The sequence below is a fragment of the Streptomyces sp. NPDC005303 genome (assembly GCF_040607335.1).
Lineage (GTDB): Bacteria > Actinomycetota > Actinomycetes > Streptomycetales > Streptomycetaceae > Streptomyces.
Map to the genome: position 1 here is coordinate 222,474 of NZ_JBEXGM010000009.1, position 20,915 is coordinate 243,388.

General features: G+C 67.8%; 13 protein-coding genes. 11 read left to right on the plus strand and 2 right to left on the minus strand.

What is annotated here, in order from left to right:
* Nucleotides 1–12: 12 nt before the first annotated feature.
* A complete protein-coding gene (locus ABZT93_RS16585) occupies nucleotides 13–702 on the plus strand; it encodes a class I SAM-dependent methyltransferase (RefSeq protein WP_356104726.1) in 690 nt (229 codons plus the stop codon).
* Here ABZT93_RS16585 and ABZT93_RS16590 read toward each other — a convergent pair whose 3' ends face one another.
* A complete protein-coding gene (locus ABZT93_RS16590; protein ID WP_356104728.1) occupies nucleotides 703–1,077 on the minus strand; it encodes a fic family toxin-antitoxin system, toxin component in 375 nt (124 codons plus the stop codon). It abuts the gene before it with no gap.
* Complete coding sequence (locus ABZT93_RS16595; RefSeq protein WP_356104731.1) at nucleotides 1,074–1,307, minus strand: antitoxin; 234 nt, start codon at nucleotides 1,305–1,307, stop codon at nucleotides 1,074–1,076. The genes ABZT93_RS16590 and ABZT93_RS16595 overlap by 4 nt, the downstream gene beginning before the upstream one ends.
* A gap of 159 nt (nucleotides 1,308–1,466) precedes the next feature.
* Here ABZT93_RS16595 and ABZT93_RS16600 point away from each other — a divergent pair, with 159 nt between their 5' ends.
* From ABZT93_RS16600 to ABZT93_RS16645, 10 genes are all read left to right on the plus strand, one after another.
* Entirely contained in the window at nucleotides 1,467–2,270 is an 804-nt protein-coding gene (locus ABZT93_RS16600; RefSeq protein WP_356104735.1) for an ABC transporter ATP-binding protein, read from the plus strand.
* A 4-nt stretch (nucleotides 2,271–2,274) separates the two neighbouring features.
* Complete coding sequence (locus tag ABZT93_RS16605) at nucleotides 2,275–4,842, plus strand: FtsX-like permease family protein (RefSeq protein WP_356104738.1); 2,568 nt, start codon at nucleotides 2,275–2,277, stop codon at nucleotides 4,840–4,842.
* A 49-nt stretch (nucleotides 4,843–4,891) separates the two neighbouring features.
* A complete protein-coding gene (locus ABZT93_RS16610) occupies nucleotides 4,892–5,797 on the plus strand; it encodes an LLM class F420-dependent oxidoreductase (protein WP_356104740.1) in 906 nt (301 codons plus the stop codon).
* A gap of 56 nt (nucleotides 5,798–5,853) precedes the next feature.
* Nucleotides 5,854–6,282 carry a GNAT family N-acetyltransferase gene (locus ABZT93_RS16615; protein ID WP_356104742.1) on the plus strand — a complete coding sequence of 143 codons (429 nt, stop codon included), beginning with the start codon at nucleotides 5,854–5,856 and terminating at the stop codon, nucleotides 6,280–6,282.
* A 49-nt stretch (nucleotides 6,283–6,331) separates the two neighbouring features.
* Nucleotides 6,332–7,657 carry a hemolysin family protein gene (locus ABZT93_RS16620; RefSeq protein WP_356104745.1) on the plus strand — a complete coding sequence of 442 codons (1,326 nt, stop codon included), beginning with the start codon at nucleotides 6,332–6,334 and terminating at the stop codon, nucleotides 7,655–7,657.
* Between the two features lie 37 nt (nucleotides 7,658–7,694).
* On the plus strand, nucleotides 7,695–8,708 hold the full coding sequence (locus ABZT93_RS16625) for a hemolysin family protein (protein WP_356104747.1): 1,014 nt from the start codon (nucleotides 7,695–7,697) through the stop codon (nucleotides 8,706–8,708).
* Nucleotides 8,709–8,764: 56 nt separating this feature from the next.
* Entirely contained in the window at nucleotides 8,765–9,538 is a 774-nt protein-coding gene (locus ABZT93_RS16630) for an SGNH/GDSL hydrolase family protein (RefSeq protein WP_356104749.1), read from the plus strand.
* Nucleotides 9,539–9,545: 7 nt separating this feature from the next.
* Nucleotides 9,546–9,887 (plus strand): DUF4326 domain-containing protein, encoded by a 342-nt coding sequence (locus ABZT93_RS16635; RefSeq protein ID WP_356104752.1) that lies wholly within the window; start codon nucleotides 9,546–9,548, stop codon nucleotides 9,885–9,887.
* A gap of 635 nt (nucleotides 9,888–10,522) precedes the next feature.
* A complete protein-coding gene (locus ABZT93_RS16640; protein WP_356104755.1) occupies nucleotides 10,523–13,753 on the plus strand; it encodes a LamG-like jellyroll fold domain-containing protein in 3,231 nt (1,076 codons plus the stop codon).
* Between the two features lie 197 nt (nucleotides 13,754–13,950).
* Nucleotides 13,951–20,883 (plus strand): polymorphic toxin-type HINT domain-containing protein, encoded by a 6,933-nt coding sequence (locus tag ABZT93_RS16645; protein ID WP_356104758.1) that lies wholly within the window; start codon nucleotides 13,951–13,953, stop codon nucleotides 20,881–20,883.
* The last annotated feature ends 32 nt before the right edge of the window (nucleotides 20,884–20,915 follow it).

Sequence of the window (20,915 nt, forward strand, 5' to 3'; positions counted from 1 at the left end):
AGGGAGGCTGCCATGGCGCTGCGGTCCGCCGGTTCCGGCAAGGTGTCCCGGGACCCCGTCCACCATCCGCTGTTCGCCCGGTACTACGCCAGGCTCAGCGTCGCCGCCGAGACCGGGCTGGGCATGGCCCGGATGCGGGAGCGGCTGCTCGCCGGGCTGTCCGGGCGGGTGATCGAGATCGGCGCGGGCAACGGCCTGAACTTCTCGCACTATCCCGGCGCGGTCTCCGAGGTCGTGGCGATCGAACCGGAGCGCCGGCTGCGGCAGTTGGCGGTGGAGGCCGCCCTGCGCTCGGAGGTGCCGGTCGACGTGGTGCCCGGGGCCGCGGAGGCGCTGCCCGTCAAGAGCGAGGCCTTCGACGCCGTGGTGATCTCGCTGGTGCTGTGCAGTGTGCGCGATGTGCCGCGTGCGCTCGGCGAGGTGCGCCGGGTGCTGCGGCCCGGCGGGGTCGTGCGGTTCTTCGAGCACGGCAGGGGCGGCGGCCCGGCGATGCGCTTCACCCAGCGCGCCCTGGACCGGACGGTGTGGCCCCCGCTGAGCGGCGGCTGCCATCTGGCCCGCGACCCGGTCGAGGCCCTCCGGGAGGCCGGGTTCGAGCTCGGTCCCTACCGGCGGGTGTCGATGCCGGAGAAGGGACCGACGCTGCCTACGTCCTTCTGTGTGCTGGGCACCGCCTGGCGGCCGTCGCCGGAGGCGGGCTGATCACAGGGTCCATCTGCGCAGCTCGCGCGCGATGTCGTGCACCGAGGCGTCGCCCTTCTTGGCCACCTTGGCGAGGTCCCGGACCAGTTCGGGCGAGGTGACGACCCTCAGTCCGCTCGCGACGAGGTAGGCGTACCCGACCGCACAGGCGAAGAGCGCGTTGGTGCGCTCCAACGCCGGGACGTGGATGAGGAGTTGCAGCAGCGAGGCGGCACGCAGATGCGGGCTGTCGTAGACGGGGATGTCGAAGATCTCGGCCTGGTGCCGTGCCACGGCGGCCACCAGGGCGCCCCAGTCGGTGACCTGGGGATCGCCCGGGGTCTTCTGCTCCGCGAGCATCAGGAGCCAGGCGAGATCGATGTGCAGATCGCTCAACGATCCTCGTGTTCCTTGCCGTCCTTGCCGAACTCCTCCGTGAACACGGATTCGTACTGCTTCATGAAGTCGGCGGCGGCCTCCACGAAGGCCTGACCCGCCTCGCCGGTGTCTTTCATGACCAGTTCCTCGATGTAGCGGTTGACGCTCACGCCGCGGGCGAGGGCACGTTCACGGGCGGCGCGGGCGGTGCCCTCGTCCACCCGCACGTTCAACTGAGTCTTCGCCATACCTCGAAGCTAGCGCCGAAGTGCTAGCACTGGCAAGAGGGGCCTCCGGGGTCACCATGTGCCCCTTACACGGGTATCAGGGGCCCAACCTGGGGTGGAGGCCGCCTCGACCGGAAGGGGGATATCGGGTGTGGGGCGGATCACACTACCCTCGGCCTCATGGCAACTGCTGCGGAGGAAGCCCCGGACACCGCCCCGGCCGACGCGATCGCGGCCCGCGCCCGCGGTCTGACCAAGGCGTACGGCTCGGGCGAGACGGCCGTGCTCGCCCTGGACTCGGTGGACGTGGACATCGCTCGGGGCCGCTTCACCGCGGTCATGGGGCCCTCGGGCTCCGGGAAGTCCACGCTGATGCACTGCCTGGCGGGCCTCGACAACGTCTCGGCCGGTCAGGTCTGGCTCGGCAACACCGAGATCACGGGACTCAAGGAGCGCGAGCTGACCCGGCTGCGCCGGGACCGGATCGGGTTCATGTTCCAGTCGTTCAACCTGATCCCCACACTGAACGCGGCCGAGAACATCACCCTGCCCATGGACATCGCGGGCAAGAAGCCCGACGAGAAGTGGCTGGACCAGGTCATCGACACCCTGGGCCTCAGGGACCGCCTGAAGCACCGGCCCTCGCAGCTCTCGGGTGGTCAGCAGCAGCGCGTCGCGTGCGCCCGCGCGCTCGCCTCCCGGCCCGAGCTGATCTTCGCGGACGAGCCGACCGGCAACCTCGACTCACGGGCGGGCCTGGAGGTCCTCGGGTTCCTGCGCGAGGCCGTCGACCAGCTCGGGCAGACCGTCGTCATGGTCACCCACGACCCGGGCGCCGCAGCCCACTCCGACCTGGTGCTCTTCCTCGGGGACGGGCGGATCGTGGACCGTATGGAGCGGCCCACGGCTGAGGCCGTGCTGGAGCGCATGAAGCGCTTCGACGGGATCCGCGGTCAGTTCGACGCCGACCCCGACGAGGGATGACCCCGTGCTGAAGGCGACGCTCCGCAGTTTCCTCGCCCACAAGGGGCGGCTGCTGCTCTCCGCGCTGGCCGTGGTCCTGTCCGTCGCGTTCGTCTCGGGCAGCCTGATCTTCTCCGACACCCTGAGCCGCACCTTCGACCGGCTCTTCGCCTCGACCGCGCCCGACCTCACGATCAGTCCCAAAGAGGACCTCAGCGAGGCCATCCCGTCCGGCACCACGGTCACCCTGCCGGCCGCGCTCGCGGACCGGGTCGCCCGGGTCGACGGGGTCGGTGCCGCGCGCTTCGACGCCGAGGACGACGGCATCACCGTCGCCGACTCCGAGAACGAGTCGGTGGGCTCGACCACCGGCGCCCCCACCATCGGCACCGACTGGAACCCGACCTCGCGCAGCCCGGTGAAGCTCACCTCCGGCCACGCCCCGCACGGCCCGGCCGAGGCCCTGCTCGACTCGGAGACCGCCGACCGCAAGGACCTGCGCATCGGCGACCCGCTCACCGTCATCGCGGGGCCCGGCTCGTTCAAGGTGCGGATCGTCGGCATCGCCACCTTCACCACCACCAACCCCGGTGCCACCCTGCTGTTCCTCGACCCGCCGACCGCACAGACGAAGCTCCTCGGCTCCTCGAAGGCCGCCACCAGCATCTCGGTCGACGCCGCCGAGGGCGTCAGCAACGACCAGCTCAAGCAGCGCGTGGCCGCCGCACTCGGCACGGGCACCTACGAGTACCGGACCGCCGACGAGCAGGCGAAGTCGGACATCGACCAACTGGGCGGCTTCCTCGACGTCATCAAGTACGTCATGCTCGGCTTCGCGGGCATCGCCGTCCTGGTGGGCATCTTCCTGATCGTCAACACCTTCTCGATGCTGATCGCCCAACGCACCCGTGAACTGGGCCTCCTGCGCGCGCTCGGCGCCGACCGGCGCCAGGTCCGACGCTCGGTGCTCACCGAGGCCACCCTGCTCGGCCTGGTCGGCTCCACCGTCGGACTCGGCACGGGCATCGGGCTCGCCGTCGGACTCATCGCCCTCATGAACGCCTTCGGCATGAACATCGAGACCGGCGAGATGGTCATCGGCTGGGGCACACCCGTGGCGGCGTACGTCGTCGGTGTGGGCGTCACCTTCGTCGCGGCCTATCTCCCGGCCCGGCGCGCGGCGGGCGTCTCCCCCATGGCGGCCCTCTCGGACGCCGAGATCGCCGGGATCGGAAAGCCGCTGCGCGTGCGGGCGATCGTGGGCGGGATCGTCGGCGCGGCGGGCGCGGCCGCGCTGCTGGGGTGTGTCACCTCGTCGAGGACGGCGTCCGCGGCCTCCTTGCTCGGCCTCGGTGTCGTCCTGACGCTCCTCGCCACCGTGATCGCGGGCCCGCTGCTGGTGCGGCCGGTCATCCGGGTGCTGGGCGGAGCCTTCCCGGTCCTCTTCGGCCCGGTCGGGCGGATGAGCCAGCGCAACGCCCTGCGCAACCCCCGCCGCACCGGCGCCACCGCTGCCGCCCTCATGGTCGGCCTCGCCCTGGTCGGCGGGATGTCCGTGGCCAGCGCCTCCATGTCCAAGTCCTTCGACGACCAGATCGACAAGACGCTGGGCGCCGACTTCGTCGTGCAGAACGGCAACTTCCTGCCGTTCCCCCAGGAGGTCACCGACGCGGTGCGCAGGACCGAGGGCGCCGGGCTCGTCGTACGGTCGAGGTTCGCCCCCGTCGCCGTACGCCTGCCGGACGGCAAGCGCGTGGAGACCACCGCCGCCGGGTACGACCCGCAGCTCGACGAGGTCGCCCACATCACCTACGCGCAGGGCGACACCGCCGCCGCGCTCGCCTCCGGGCACCTGGCCATGGACGTGGACTTCGCGCGCGACCACGAGGTGAAGGTGGGCAGCAGGATCCCCGTCGAGTTCCAGGGCGGGCGCCGCACCGACCTGACCGTGGGCGCCCTCACCGACCAGGACTCGGCGGACGGGTTCGGGACGCAGGGCGGCATCTACTTCGGTCTGGGCACGCTGGAGCGGTTCGCACCGGGCGGCCAGGACTCCGCGCTGTACGTGAACGCCGCCTCCGGCACCGGCGCCGACCGGTTGCGGGCCGCTCTGGAGAAGACCCTCGATCCGTATCCGCAGGTCCAGGTGCGCGACCTCGCGGACTACAAGGACCTGGTCCACGACCAGATCGCCGTCCTGCTCTACCTCGTGTACGCGCTGCTCGGGCTCGCGATCGTCATCGCGGTGCTCGGCGTGGTCAACACGCTCGCCCTGTCCGTCGTGGAGCGCACCCGGGAGATCGGGCTGCTGCGCGCCATCGGGCTCGCCCGGCGTCAGTTGCGGCGGATGATCCGGCTGGAGTCGGTGGTGATCGCCGTGTTCGGGGCGGTCCTCGGGCTGGCGCTAGGGCTGGTGTGGGGGGTGTGCACCCAGCAGGTGCTGGCGCTCCAGGGCATGAACGCGCTGGCGATCCCCTGGGGCACGATCGTCGCGGTCGTCGTCGGCTCGGCGGTGGTGGGCATCGTGGCGGCGCTGCTGCCGGCCTTGCGTGCATCGCGCATGAACGTACTGGCGGCGATCGCGCACGAGTGATGCAATCACGGGGCAGAAAACTCAAGTCGCTTATCGCTGAGGAGAGTTCATGCCCCGCCCCGATCAGTTCCGCCCGTTTCGCTTCGCCGTCAACCTGACCGCCGCCGCAACCGACGCCGACTGGCGCGCCAAGTGCCGACAGGCCGAGGAACTCGGTTACGACGTGATCCTGGTCCCCGACCATCTCGGCAAGGTCGCGCCCTTTCCCGCGCTGGTCGCGGCGGCGCAGGTCACCGAGCGACCGCGGCTCGGCACGTTCGTCCTCAACGCGGGCTTCTGGAACCCCACGCTGCTCGCCCGTGAGGTGGCCACGGTGGACGCCCTCACCGGCGGCCGCCTCGAACTCGGCCTGGGCACCGGCTATGTGCAGTCCGAGCACGACCTGGCGGGACTGCCGTTCGGCTCGCCGGGCGAGCGGGTGGACCATCTGCGGTACACGGTCGAGGAGTTGGAGCGGCTGCTGTCCTCGGCGGACCATGTGCCACAGCCGGTGCAGCGGCCCCGGGTGCCCCTGCTGATCGGCGGTATAGGCAACCGGATGCTGGAACTGGCCGCCGGGCACGCCGACATCGCGGCCTTCACCGGGGCGACCCTGGTGCCGGGCAACACGACCGGCAAGCTGACCCCGACCACCGCCGAGCAACTCGACGAGCGGGTCGCGCGCTACCGGCGACTGGCAGAGGGGCGCAAGGAACCGGCCGAACTGAACCTGCTCATCCAGATGGTGGTCGTCACCGACGACCGCGAGGCCGTCGCCACGCCGTTCCTGCACCGGGTGCCGGACCTGACCCTGCAGCAGGCGCTGGACCTGCCCATCATGCTGATCGGCACGGTCGAGGAGATCGTCGCGCAGGTGCTGGCGCAGCGCGAGCGGTACGGCTTCACCTATCTGACGGTGCTGGAGGCGTCCATGGAGGCGTTCGCACCGGTGATGGCTCAGCTGCGCGGCTTGTAGCCGTCCGGATGCTGGAACCGCGGGTGTCGGGCCGTCGAGCGTGATGGGATCGTCGTATGACCGACCTGCGGATACGGGCCGCGACGCCCGACGACCTCGACACCGTGCTGGCCTTCTGGAAGCAGGCCGCCGAGGGGACGAGCATCAGCGACGACCGGGACGGCGTGGAGCGACTGGTCACCCGCGACCCCGAGGCGCTGATCCTGGCCGAGCTCGACGGCGAACTCGTCGGCACGGTGATCGCGGGCTTCGACGGCTGGCGGTGCCATCTGTACCGTCTCGCGGTGCACCCGGACCGCCGGCGGCGGGGCGTCGGCTCGGCGCTGCTCACGGCCGCGGAGGAGCGGTTCGTCCGGCTCGGCGGGCGGCGCGGGGACGCGATGGTGCTGGTGCGCAATGAGACGGCACAGCACGCATGGCGCGCGGCGGGGTATGCGCCCGAGGAAACGTGGCGGCGCTGGGTGAAGCCCTTCGCCGCCGGGTAGGACGGGCGATCCTGGGGACCCTGTCCGATCATGGGACGGAGGTGACCCGATGACCGAAGTGCTCCTCCTGCTGGTGGCGATCCTGCTCTCGCTGGCCTGCGGTGGCTTCGTGGCGGCGGAGTTCTCGCTGACCACGGTCGAGCGCGGCTCGTTGGAGCGGGCGGCGGAGCGGGGCGAGCGGGGTGCGTCCGGTGCCCTGAAGGCCGTGCGGAATCTGACGTTCCAGCTGTCCGGGGCGCAGCTCGGGATCACCGTCACCAACCTGGTGGTCGGCATGCTCGCCGAACCGTCGATCGCGGCGCTGATCGCGGGGCCCCTGGAGGCGCTGGGGATCTCGCGGTCCACGTCCCGGTCGCTGGCGCTGGTGCTGGGGACGGCGCTGTCGACGGTGTTCCTGATGGTGGTCGGCGAGCTGGTGCCCAAGAACTGGGCGATCTCCTCGCCGTTGGCCATGGCCAAGCGGGTGGGCACCGCGCAGAGCTGGTTCAGCGCGGCCTTCCGCCCCTTCATCACCCACCTCAACAACACGGCCAACCGGGTGGTGCGCCGCTTCGGCCTGGAACCCGCCGAGGAGCTGGCCTCCGCGCGCGGGCCGCAGGAGCTGGCCGCACTGGCCCGGCACTCCGCCCGGGCGGGCGCGCTGGAGGCGGACACCGCCGAGCTGTTCGTCCGCACGCTCAACCTCGCGGACCTGACCGCGGAGAACGTGATGACCCCGCGGGTGCAGGTGATCGCCCTGGACGTCCAGGCGACCTGCGAGGACGTGGCGAACGCGACGCGCGCGACCGGGCTGTCCCGGTTCCCCGTCTACCGCGGCAGCCTCGACTCGGTGGTCGGCATCGCGCACATCAAGGACGTCCTGGCGGTACCGGCCGACCGCCGGCCCCGCGCCTCGGTCGCCGAGCTGCTGCGCGAGCCGCTGCTGGTGCCCGAGTCGCTCACCGTGGACCGGCTCCTGGACCGCCTCTCCGGCAAGCGCACGATGGCGGTCGTCATCGACGAGTACGGCGGTACGGCGGGCGTGGCCACGCTGGAGGACATCGTCGAGGAGGTCGTCGGCGAGGTACGCGACGAGCACGACCCGCACGAGACGCCCGACCTCGCCCCCGCGGGCACCGACGAGGACGGCAGGGAGCTCTTCCGGGCCGACGGCTCGACCCGCATCGACCAGCTCGCACGCGTGGGCCTGCGGGCGCCCGAGGGCCCGTACGAGACGCTGGCCGGCCTGCTGGCGACGGAACTGGGCCGGATTCCGGCCGTCGGCGACTCGGTGGAGGTGACCGGCTGGCGGCTCGACGTGACGGACGCGCAGGGACGCAGGGCCGCGCGGGTGCTGCTGCACGCGCCTCCGGCCGGAGAGGGGACCGGGTCATGACTAAAGCCGAGCCCCTGCTCCCGGAGAGGACCGTGCGATGACCGTCGTCCAGTTGCTGATCGGTCTGGCGACGCTCGTCGTGAACGCCTTCTTCGTAGGTGGCGAGTTCGCGCTGATCTCGGTGCGGCGCAGTCAGATCGAGCCGTACGCGGACCAGGGCGACCGGCGGGCGAAGAGCGTGCTGTGGGGGCTTGAACACGTCTCCGCGCTGATGGCCGCCGCGCAGCTCGGGATCACGCTGTGCACGCTGGTCCTGGGCGTGGTCGCGGAGCCCGCGATCGCGCATCTGCTGGAGCCGGTGTTCCACGCGGTGGGCGTGCCGGAGAGCGCGGGGCACGCGGTGTCCTTCGTCATCGCGCTGGCCTTGGCGACCTATCTGCACATGCTGTTCGGCGAGATGGTCCCGAAGAACGTCACGCTCGCGGAACCGGTGCGCAGCGCGCTGCTCCTCGGGCCGCCGCTGGTCGCGCTGGCACGCGGGCTGCGCCCGGTGATCTTCGCGGTCAACGCCTTCGCGAACGCCCTGCTGAGGCTGTTGCGCGTGGAGACCAAGGACGAGGTCACGGCGAGCTTCTCGGACGCCGAGCTGGCACGGATCGTGCGGGACTCCGGCGAGGCCGGACTGATCGACGAGCGTGCCCGGGAGCGGCTGCACGACGCGCTGGAGCTGGGCCGACGGCCGGTGAGGGACGTGGTGCTGCCCCTTGAGCGCGTGGTCTACGCGCGCGTGGGCGTCACCCCGGAGCAGCTGGAGGCGCTGTCGAGCGAGTCCGGGTTCTCCCGGTTCCCGGTGGTGGACGAGGGGCGCCGGATCGTCGGCTACCTCCACGTCAAGGACGCGCTGGACGCCTCGCCGCGGGATCTGCCGTTCCCGGTGCGGGACATGCGGCCGATCGCACGGATCCGGGAGAACACACCCCTGGACGACGTGCTGACGGCGATGCGGCGCAGTCGGACGCACCTGGCGGCGGTGGTCGGCGAGGACGGGCGGCTGGCGGGGCTGGTGACGATGGAGGACGTGCTGCGGGAGCTGTTCGGACAGCAGGTGTGACGGTGCTCGAACCCACCGACCGGTAAGTATGTGAGCGGGTTACCATTTCTTCCGCCATGCAGACGAATCCCACTTACTCCAGCCTGGTCGCGGTCGGCGACTCCTTCACCGAGGGCATGTCGGACCTGCTGCCGGACGGCTCCTACCGGGGCTGGGCCGACCTCCTCGCCGGCCGGATGGCCGCCGTGACGCCCGGCTTCCGGTACGCCAACCTCGCGGTGCGCGGCAAGCTGATCCAGCAGATCGTCGACGAGCAGGTCGACGTGGCCGCGGCCATGCAGGCGGACGTGATCACGCTGGTGGGCGGGCTCAACGACACCCTGCGGCCCAAGTGCGACATGGTCCGGGTGCGCGACCTGCTGACGGAGGCCGTGGAGCGGCTGGCCCCGTCCTGCAAGCAGCTCGTCCTGATGCGCAGCCCCGGCCGTCAGGGCCCGGTCCTGGAGCGTTTCCGGCCGCGCATGGAGGAGCTGTTCACGGTCGTCGACGAGCTCGCCGCCCGGCACGGAGCGGTGGTCGTCGACCTGTACGGCGCTCCCTCGCTCTCCGACCCGCGCCTGTGGGACGTGGACCGGCTGCACCTGACGGCCGAGGGCCACCGTCGCGTCGCCGAGGCCGTGTGGCAGACCCTCGGCTACGACCCCGAGGACACGGAGTGGCGTACGCCGGTCCCGGCGACGGTCCCCCCGCGGTGGGTCGCCCGGCGCATCGCCGACGCCCGCTTCGCCCGGCAGCACCTGCTCCCGTGGATCGGACGGCGTCTGACGGGCCGCTCCTCGGGCGACGGCCTGCCCCCGAAGCGACCCGACCTCCTGCCCTACGAGCACTGAGGACGCCGTGCACACGCGCGTGGTCAACCTCAGGGGCCGTATCCACGAGTACGGCCCCCGCCTCGAACACGCGCCCGCCGACCTCGTCTACGTCGGCCGCCGCTGGACCCTGGGCGGCTGGGACCTGCCGAAGCACCCGCTGTACAACCCCTTCGCCTACGACACCCCCGCGCGCCGCCGGGACGGCACGCGGGCCGAGGTGATGGCGAAGTACCGGACGTATCTGCTGGGGCGGCCGGATCTGCTCGCCCTGCTGCCCGGCCTGCGCGGCAAGGCCCTGGCCTGCTGGTGTGCGCCCGAACCGTGCCACGCCGAGGTCCTGGCGGAGCTCGCGGAGGAGCTCTCGTAGGTTCCGACGAACGGGACCCCGACGCCGGCCTGCAGGAATCGGCATCGGGTGGATATCCCGATCATGAGAGCCCTGCCGTTGTGCTTGCCGGAAACCTCATCCATGCAGTGGTGTTAGTCACACACCATGGCGGCCGCATTGATACCGATTTGCCTGTCGATCATCCGAATGGTGAGACCTAGACGAACCCTTGATGCAATCTTTAGATTTCCTCCTTGATCTTGAAGGTTCTTGGTCAATGACGGGGAGAAGCTTTGAATACTGGGGGGAGACGTGGGCTGAGACGGCGCCTCGCGGTTGGCGTCGTCGGACTGACCGCGTCGTCTGCTGTGCTGGGCGGGCTGTTGCAGCCTGCGGTCGCTGACGACGGCCGTAACGCCGAAGGGCGCGAGAGCACCACTTCGGTCCCGGCGGACAATGCGGCGCGAGGCAAAGCGTTTTGGGAAGACGACAGCCTCCCCGCGAAGACCGTGGAACAAGAGGCTTCACAGAAGGCGGTGGCGAGCGGTCGGCGAACTGAGGTCGAAGCGCTTACCACGGAGACCGGACAGGTCTTCGCCAATCCTGACGGCACCTTCACGGTGGAGACTTCTCCGGCGCCCGAACGGGTGCGCAGAGACGGTCGCTGGGTAGCCGTGGACACCACCCTGGTGCGGCAGACGGACGGAACGGTGGAGCCCAAGGCGGCTCAGAACTTGGTGCTTTCGGGTGGGGGTACAGCACCGCTGGCCCAGATCACAGAGAAGCAGCACACCTACCAGGTCTTCTCGCCATGGGCTCTCCCGACGCCCGAGCTGGATGGTTCGCACGCCGTCTACAAGTCTGTCCTGCCGGATGTCGACTTGGTGGTGGAGGTGACAGCGGACGGCTTTTCGCAGAACCTCGTGGTACACACCCCGCAGGCCGCCGCCAACCCTGCCCTGGAGTCCATCAGTTACCCCGTCAAGGTGGACGGCCTGCAGGCTCGTACCAACGCCAACGCGGTTTCCTACGTGGACGCCGGCGGGCATCCGGTCTTCATCAGCAGTGCGCCGCTGATGTGGGATGCCGGCAGCTCGGACGGCACGCACACGATGCTGGCGAGGAGCGAGTCGGAGGTTACCGCTGCGGTTGATCCTGTCGATGCGCTCACGCCCGACAGTCAAGCCCGTACGTCGGTTGCCGATGTCTCGGCTGACAACGAGGAACTGAGGATCGTTCCCGATCGGGAGTTCTTGCAGAACCCCGAGACGACGTACCCCGTCGTGATCGATCCGCCCACCGTCAAGGCGAAGCTGGCCGGCTGGACCACTGTCTGGTCGACCGAGCTGGACACGTCCTTCTGGAACACCAGCCACGCTCTCGGCGTGGGCTACGACGCTTTCGTCGACAACAAGAAGGCCCGCTCGCTCTTCCAGTTCGACACCCGCGCGGTGTCCGGCAAGAAGATCCTGCACGCGCAGTTCTCGGCGTACGAGATCTGGTCCGCGAACTGCACCAAGAAGAACGTGGAGTTGTGGCGCACCAGTCCCATCAACTCCTCGACCAAGTGGGGTGCGCCGTCATGGTCGGCGAAGGTGGACACTGTTTCCGCGGCCAACGGGTTCTCCAGCGACTGCAAGGACGCAACGGTTGAGTTCGACGCCACGTCGGCGGTGGCCTACACCGCCAAGGCGAAGTCGACGACAACCACGCTGGGGCTGCGGGCGGACGAGGGTGATCCGATTGCCTGGAAGCAGTTCATGTCGCCCAAGGATTCAGCGACCACTTCTGAGCGCAAGCCGATCCTGTCGATCACCTATGTGACGCCACCGACGAGCGCTCCGTCGACTGTGAAGATGTCCGATCCGAACGTGGCATGTTCGTCGTCGTCCGGCCCAGCGGTCATCCGCGACACCACTCCGCGGTTGACGGCCACCCCGACCTCCGCGGACGGTTCCAACGCCGTGCTGCGCCCGAACTTCGAACTGTACGCAGGGAGCAGCACCACACCGACCTCGCTGAAGCCCTCCGCCTACACCGCCAGCGGCACAGCAGGAACAGTCCCGACGGCCACCCTGACGTCCGGCACCACGTATCACTTCCGGGCCCGTACCGAGTACAAGTACACCTATGACGGAACCACCGGTTACCTGTACGGCCCTTGGTCGGCGTCCTGCTATTTCAAGGTCGACAACACCGGCCCGCCGAAGCCCGTCATCACCTCCGACGACAACGTCTATCCGGAGTGCGCCGGCACCACCTGCACCACGTCGCCGGAGACCGGCAGCGTCGGCATGACGGGCACATTCACCATCGCCGCAGGCGCCGCTGACGTTCGGCGCTATGTGACCTGGCTCAATGGCGTGAAGATCGAGGACAAGACCTACAGCGCGAACACTGCCACCCACAAGGTGTCGGTGACCCCGGACAAGCGGCTGACCAACACCCTGCGCGTGCAGACCTTCGACGCCGCGGGCAACCCGGGCGAAACCCGCGACTACCTGTTCAACGTGGCCAAGCCCGCGGCGCCGGTGGGCGTGTGGAATTTCGACGAGGGCAACGGCACCGTCGTCGCCAACGCACAGGGCACCGCCCACCCCCTGACACTCACCGACGCCACCTGGACGAACTACGCCCGTCAAGGCAAGGGCCTCAAAACCAACGGCACCAGCAGCTACGCCGCCACCAGTGGATCCGTCCTGGACACCGCAGGAAGCTTCTCCGTCGCTGCGTGGGCCAACCTCGGCACCCGCGACAAGATCAGTACGGTCGCCAACCAGAACGGCTCCAAGGTAGGCGCCTTCCAGCTGTACTACTCCGAGTCCCTCGACCGATGGGTCTTCAACCGGTACGCCGCCGACTCCGACACCACCAGCCCCACCATCGTCCGGGCCACCTCCACCAAGCCCGGCGTGGTCGGCGCCTGGACTCATCTGCTGGGTGTCTACGACCGTCAGCACCAACAGCTCCGCCTGTACGTGAACGGCGAGCTGCAGCAGGAGACGGCCTTCACCACCCCCTGGGCAAGCTCCGGGCCGTTCGAAGTCGGCCGGTTCAAGGGCGCAGGCGGCCCCTCCAGCTACTTCACCGGCCAGATCGACCAGGTCCAGGCGTACAAGCGCGTCGTCTACCCCGACGAGCTGGCAGCCCTGGTCAACCTGGAAGACCCCACGACCGGCAAGACCCAGGCGGAGCTGCTCGCGCACTGGAACATGGACGAGACCTCCGGCACCACCGGTGCTGACGCCTCAGGCCGGAGCAATCAGCTGCTGCTCCAATCCGGTGCGGCCTTCAAAGCCACCGACGACGCCGGACACGGCAATGTCCTCGAACTGAACGAAGACGTCCTTGGCCGGGCCACTTCCGCAGTGGCACTGGACGACAGCGGCAGCTTCACAGTCGCTGGATGGGCCAATCTCGCGCAGTTGAAGCTTGAGGACACCACCGTCGCCCATTCACCCACCGTCTTCTCCCACCCAGGCAACCAGCGCAACGCATTCCGCCTGTGGTACCGGCAGGAAGCCGGAGAGACGGTAGGCGACTGGAACTTCGGCGTCTACGCCACCGACGTCCTCAACGGCCCAGCAGCCACCACTGTTTCCGATGAGGTCAACCCGCCCGGTAACTGGATCCACGTGGTCGGCGTGTACGACTCCGTCACGCAGTCGGCCAAGCTCTACGTCACCGGCGAACGCCAGGGCGACGAGAACGGCGCCTACGTCGCCGACGTCTACCAGCCCACCGGCCCGCTCATGGTCGGCGGCTCCCGACGGCACGACACCGGAGCATGGGGCAACGCCCTTCCGGGACAGCTCGACGACATGCGCGTGTACGCCGGCGTGCTCTCCGAGGAGGAGATCACCCAGCTGTCCATCGTCGACGAACCGCCCATCGACATCGGCTGAACCTGGACCGCTGCGCATCTTCTCAGGCGCAGCCACGATTCCCGCGGTGTGCCGGGCCGTCCGACCCGGCACACCGCCTCGTTTCGAGACCGAAGGAACCCACTGTGACAAGGCGCAGATTCGTGCTGCCCTCATGGTCGTGGCACCGGGCGGGACGACGCCGACTGGCGGCGGTCAGCCTCCCCGTGGTTGCCGCCGTGACGGCCACGCTGCTCGGCGCGGCACCACCCGAAGACGTCAGCCGCAACCATACCCAGCTGCCCAAACCGGAGTACGGCAAGGCCACGGCCTTCCCGGCCAAGGTCAAGAAGATCAATGATCCGACCGTGTCGGCCGCCGCCAGGACACGCAAAGCCGCCACGACTGAGCCGGTCTGGCCCACACCCGGCTCCGCGACCGTGGAGCTTCCTGCCGACGCCGGCAAGGGTGCAAAGGCCGGCGGCCTGCCCGTGACCCTCACCACCCCGGTCAAGCCGAAGGGCAAGGCCAAGGCCAAGGCGAAGGCGGCCAAGCTGCTCAAGGCCCCCGGCCGGGCCAAGGTCACAGTCCTGGACCGCAAACTCGCCAAGAAGCTCGGCGTTGAGGGCTTGGTGCTCTCAGTGCAGCGCGCGGATGGCGACACCAACGCTTCGAGCATGTCCGTCCGTGTTGACTACAGCCGCTTCGCGAACGCCTACGGCGGGGCCTGGGCATCACGACTGCGCGCCATCCAGCTGCCCGCCTGCGCGCTGACCACGCCGCACAAACGGGAATGCCGCACCACCGCGGTGCTGCCGACCAGCAACGACACCCACAACGACACCATCACTGCGCAGGTCACCACCCCGAAGGCCGGCAGTGCCGCCAGAACGACCATGGTGGTGGCCCTGGCCGCGGCCGCGTCCTCCGACCAGGGCAGTTACCAGGCAACCTCGCTGTCCCTGTCGTCCAGCTGGGCGGGCGGCGGCTCCAACGGCGACTTCACCTGGTCCTACCCCATGGACGTAGTTCCCGCGACAGCCGGCAAGGCCCCACAGGTGACGGTGGGCTACTCCGCGCAGAGCGTCGACGGGCGCACCTCGTCGAGCTCCGCCCAGCCATCATGGGTCGGCGAAGGCTTCAACCTCCCCACCTCGTACATCGAGCGCAGCTACGCCTCGTGTGACGACGACGGCCAGGATGGCAAGGCCGACCTCTGTTGGAAGGAAGACAACGCCTCTGTCGTCCTCAATGGAAAGTCCAGCCCGCTGATCAAGGATGCCAACGGCTGGCACCTGAAGAGCGATGACGGCGAAAAGGTCACGCGCGGCACCGGTGCGGTCAACAGCGACGACGGTGACGACAGCGACAAGGGCGAGTACTGGACCATCACCACCACGGACGGCACCCAGTACGTATTCGGCAGAAACCGCCTGCCCGGTTGGTCCGACAACGGCACCGCCGCCGACGACCCCGTCACCAACTCCACCTGGGTCGCGCCGGTCTTCGGTGATGACTCCGGCGAACCTGGCTACTCCAGCGGCACCGACTTCGCAGGCCGGGCCAAGAACCAGGCGTGGCGCTGGAACCTCGACTACGTTGTCGACCCGCACGGCAACGTCACCAGCTATTGGTACACCAAAGAGGGCAACTACTACGCCAAGAACGCCTCCACCGGCAACGGCACCTCTTATCACCGCAGCGGCTACCTGAACCGCATCGACTACGGCCAGCGCTCCGACAGCGTCTTCAGCAAGCCCGCCGCAGCCCGCGTGAAGTTCGGCGTCGCCGAGCGGTGCATCCCCGTCTCCGGCGGAGAAACCTGTGCTTCCCTGACGGAGACGAACAAGGCGGCCTGGCCGGATGTGCCGTTCGATCAGATCTGCGCCGCCAACACCGTCTGCACCGACCGCAACGCGCCTTCGTTCTTCAGCCGCAAGCGGCTCACCGACGTCACCACGCAGGTCTACAAGGGCACCGGCACAGGAACCGACACCGACTACCGCGATGTCAACACCTGGCACCTGACGCACTCGTTCCCCGATCCGGGCGACGGCTCCGCACCGGGGCTGTGGCTGGAGAGCATCCAGCACACCGGAAAGTCCGGCACCACCCCGATCACGCTTCCGGCGGTCACGTTCTCCGGCATTCAGCTGCACAACCGCGTCGACAAGACCGGCGACAGCGTCGTGCCGTACATCAAATGGCGGGTCCGCAGAGTCCAGTCCGAGACCGGCTCGGTGCTGACTGTCAACTACTCCGCCCCCGAGTGCGTGGCAGACACCAACCTTCCCACCGCGCTCGACAAGAACACCAAGCGCTGCTACCCCGTGAAGTGGATCCCTCCCACCAGCCCCACCCCCGGAGAAGACCCACAGCCGCGCACCGACTTCTTCCACAAGTACGTCGTCAAGCAGGTCACCGAATCGGACCCGTTCGGCGGCGCGCCTCTGAAGGAGACCAACTACACCTACAGCGAGGACGTAGGTGGCGCATGGGCCTACGACGACGAATCCCCCATCACGCCGACCAAGTACCGCACGTGGGGCATCTGGCGCGGCTACAACAAGGTCACCACCACCACCGGTGAAGCCGCCGGCACCCGCTCCAAGACCACCGCGTTGTACTACCGCGGCATGGATGGCGACAAGCAGTCCAACGGCACCACCCGCAGCGAGACGATCACCGACTCCAAGGGCGCGACCAAGACCGACTCCGAACAGTACGCCGGCATGCTGCGTGAGGAGATCACGTACAACGGCACCTCGGGCTCAGAAGTCTCAGCCACCGTCACCACCCCCTGGTCCCACAAGACCTCCAGCGACACCCATTCCTACGGCACGGTCGACGGCTATCTGGTGCGCACAGGAACCGAAGTAAAGCGCACACGCCAAAACAGCGGCAGTGAGATCACCTCCAGCAGCACCACCACGTACGACCCAAACAGCGGCCAGCCGCTGACAGTGGAGACCGACGCGGGCGGCCAGCAAGAATGCACCCGCACCTGGTACGCCACCAACACAAACAAATGGCTGCTGGCCTACCCCAAGCGCATCGAGACCGTTTCCACCGGCTGCAGCGCGACACCCAGCCGCAGCAACGATCCGGAGACCACCGACCTCATCTCAGACGTACGCAGCTCCTACGACGGCCAGGCGTACGGAGCGGAGCCGACCAAGGGCGACATCACACGAGCTGAGCGCCTGACCGGCTACGCCACTGACGGAACCGGCCAGTACGCGACGGTCACCACCGCAGCGTTCGACTCCCTGGGACGCCCCACCGACAGTTGGAACACCAAGGGCACCCGAACAAAGCACATCGACTACACCCCGGCTGACAGCGGCCCCCTCGCCCAGACGGTCGAAACCAACGCAGCGGGCCACACCGTCACCACCGACTACGCAACCGACTGGAACCTCAACACCTCCATAACGGACGCCAACAACAACCGCACCGAACTCGCCTACGACGCACTGGGCCGCCTCACCGACGTATGGCTGGCCGATCGCGACCGAGCCGCCGAGCAATCTCCCAGCCGCAAGTTCGAATACAAGGTGCAGGCCACCAGCGCCTCCTGGGTGGCCACCAAGTCCCTCAACAACGACGGCAGCACCTACCAGACCGAGTACGCCATCTACGACGCACTGCTGCGCCCGCGGCAGACTCAAAAGCCCGCCGCCACCGGCACCGGCCGCGTCATCTCCGAGACGAAATACGACACGCGTGGCCTGGCCGTGGAAACAGCCGCGGACTTCATCGACAGCACCGCCCCCAGCGGCGCGCTTGCCAAGCCGACCACGGCTGCACCCGCCGGATCCACCACCACCTTCGACGGGGCGGGCCGCCCGACCATTCAGGTAAACCTGGTCAACGGCAAGGAACACTCCCGCACCACCACCAGCTACGACGGCAACGCCACCACGGTCGAACCGCCCACCGGCGCCCCCGCCGTCCGCGAGCAGGTCGACACCCGCGGCCGCCTGGTCGAAAAGCGCGAGTACGAGAGCAACAGCGCCACCGCCGCCTACTCCAAGTTCACCTACACCTACGACCACGCAGACCGCCTCAAAACCGCCAAGGACGACGACGGCAACATCTGGTCCTACGGCTATGACTTCCTCGGCCGGCAGACCAGCGCCAACGATCCCGATGCCGGCAAGTCCAGCACCGAGTACAACGAACTCGATCAGATCGTCTCGGCCACCGACGCCCGCCAGCGCACCCGCGGTTACACCTACGACACGCTCGGTCGGCAAACCACCCTGGTCGACGGAAAGGTGCCCGTCGTAGACGGGGTCCCGACCCCGGACGACGCCAAGGTCCTCTCCCGGTGGTCCTACGACACCGTCGCCAAAGGCCGACTGACCTCTGCCATCCGCTACGTCGGAGGCAAGAGCGGCGATGTGTATGCCAAGACCAACGCCACGTACGACAAGCTCTACCGGGTGCTGAAAGAGCAGTACACGATCAGCACCAAAGAAGGGGCACTGGCCGGCACCGGCGTCTACGCCATCAGTAACGCCTACAACCTCGACGGCACCCTGCAAAAGCGCACTATCCCGGCCATGGGCGGGCTCGGTACGGAAGTCCTCAGCTACGGCTACACCTCCACCAGGCTGCCGGACACGTTGCAGGGGCTGACCGGCCTCGTGCAGAACACCGACTACCTTCCGGCCGGCGAGTTGATCCGCAGCACGCTGGGGGTGTCCTCAACCGCTGACTGGACCGAGGTCAACTATTCCTACGAAGACGGCACCAAGCGCCTGGCCCGCCAGACCGTCGTCTCCGAAACCCACACCGGCACCGACGCCGACCTCTATTACCGCTATGACCTCGCCGGCAACCCCATCGAGGTCGACGACAGAGCCACCAGTCCTGGTGACAAGCAGTGCTTCGTCTACGACGGTCACCGACGCCTGAAGACTGCCTGGACCGCCACCGGCGACTGCGCTACCGCGCCTACCACCAGCAACGTCGGGGGACGCGCCCCGTACTGGCAGAGTTTCACCTACGACACGGCTGGCAACCGGAAGACCTCCACCAACCATCTCGCCGCCGGAGGCGCCGCCACTACCGACTACAACTACAAGACCACTGATCAGACTCGGCCGCATGGCCTGGCGAACACGGTGACCGAATTCGCCAGCGGATCCAAGACCACCGACAGCTACACCTATTGGGAGAACGGGGCCACCAAGACCCGCACTCTCAACGGCACCACGCAGTCACTCGATTGGGATGTCGAAGGATCCCTGACCAAGGTCACCGAAGCCGGCGGCGCCACCACCGCCTTCCTGAACGACGCGGACGGCAACCGGCTCATCCGGCGTGACTCCACCGGCACCACCCTCTATCTGGGCGAAACAGAACTGCGCCTGGACAAGGCCAGTGGCAAGGTGGAAGCCACCCGCTACTACAACCACGCAGGGCAGATCATCGCCATGCGTACACCAAGCGCACTGACTTGGCTGTGCACGGACCGCAACGGCACTGCAAGCCTCCAGGTGGACGCGTCCACCCAGGCGCTCACTCGCCGTCACACCCAACCCTTCGGAGAGGTGCGCGGTAACACGCCCGCCAGTTGGCGCGGGGACAAGGGCTTCATCGGCGGAACTGAAGACCCCACCGGTCTCACCCATCTGGGGGCCCGAGACTATGATCCCTCAACTGGAAGGTTTGCCAGTGTTGATCCTGTCGCAGACCTGAAAGACCCTCAGCAGATCAACGGCTACGCCTACAGCAACAACAATCCGGTCACCTTCGCTGACCCCAGCGGAAAGTTCTTCGGGTCTCTGATTGCGACGATCATCGCGATCGTCACCGTCGTGGTCGGTGTACTGCACGCTGTCACGAGCTCCGGTTCCAGCACTGGAAGCGGTGGCATGTCCACCATGGGCAGCGCCAGTTACAGCTCCACAAGTTCCGGAAAATCCTGCACCGGCGTTATTGCGGACAAGGCATGGACCCCTTCCTGCTCCGTCGAACCTGAAGACCCACGCGCACAAGGCGACTGGAAAGACGCCGTCGCCGGAATCGGCGGCTTTTTGACGGAAGCAGCAGACGCAGCCGAATACATGACCGAGCCTTGGTGCTGGTTCGGTGCGGATTGCGGCGTGAACGGGCACTACGAGGAGCTGGTTGAATCCAAGGGAATCGACACCGACTCCCAAGCTTACGAGAACACCAAAGACGCCGCCGACGCCGTGTCGGCCGCCGCAGGTATTTTCGGCGGGGTCAAGGCCATGGCAAAGCGAGCTCTGCGAGGCGCTGTAAAGAGCGCCTGCAAATGCTTCCTGGCCGGAACCGCGGTCGCAATGGCCGACGGCTCCAGAAAAAAGATTGAGGACATAGAGCTCGGCGACAAGGTCATCGCCACTGACCCCGAAACCGGGGAAACGACGGCCGAGGAAGTCACCAGTCGCATCGTCACGGACGACGACAAGAAGTTCAACGAACTTTCCATCGCGACCAGCGACGGTACGCAAACCCTCACCGCAACGCACGAGCACCCATTCTGGTCCCCGACGAAGGGGGACTGGGTCCCGGCAGGCCGCCTCAAGCCCGGGATGAAACTGCTGTCAGACGACGGAACCACGGTTACCGTAAAAGCCAACCGCGGGTACGCCAAGCACAGCCGTACTTACAACCTGACGGTCGACAGGCTTCATACCTTCTACGTCCTGGCCGGCGAAACTCCGATCCTTGTCCATAATTCCAACTGCCCGGCATGGGCACGGGACTACATGGAGAAGATTGCCAGCAAATGGGATCGAACAAAGAAGGCTGGAAATAAGACCACCGGACAACTCTTCGACCAGGACGGCAAAGCCCTGGCCGACGAGATGATTTCCGGGGATGCGGCCACCAATAAGGCGATCAACGATTTTCTGATCGATCGGGGAGTCCCCATGCCGGGACGAACAGGTAGAGGCCCACACCCATCGGTCTCGCACGTAGAGACCAAATACGCTTGGAAAATAAGGAATGAGCTCAAGGAGCAACATTCCGTAGTGGTCATCAACAACCCAAACGGCGTCTGTAGCGATATCTACAACTGTCACCAATCCGTGCAGGCCATCCTACCGAAGGATTGGACCATGACGGTGTGGTATCCCAGCGGGAGCGGAATGGCAAGCACTGTATTGCGTGGCGCCGGCCCGCCAGCATGATTGACGGGTTAAGCCTCCTGGCGTAGCATGCC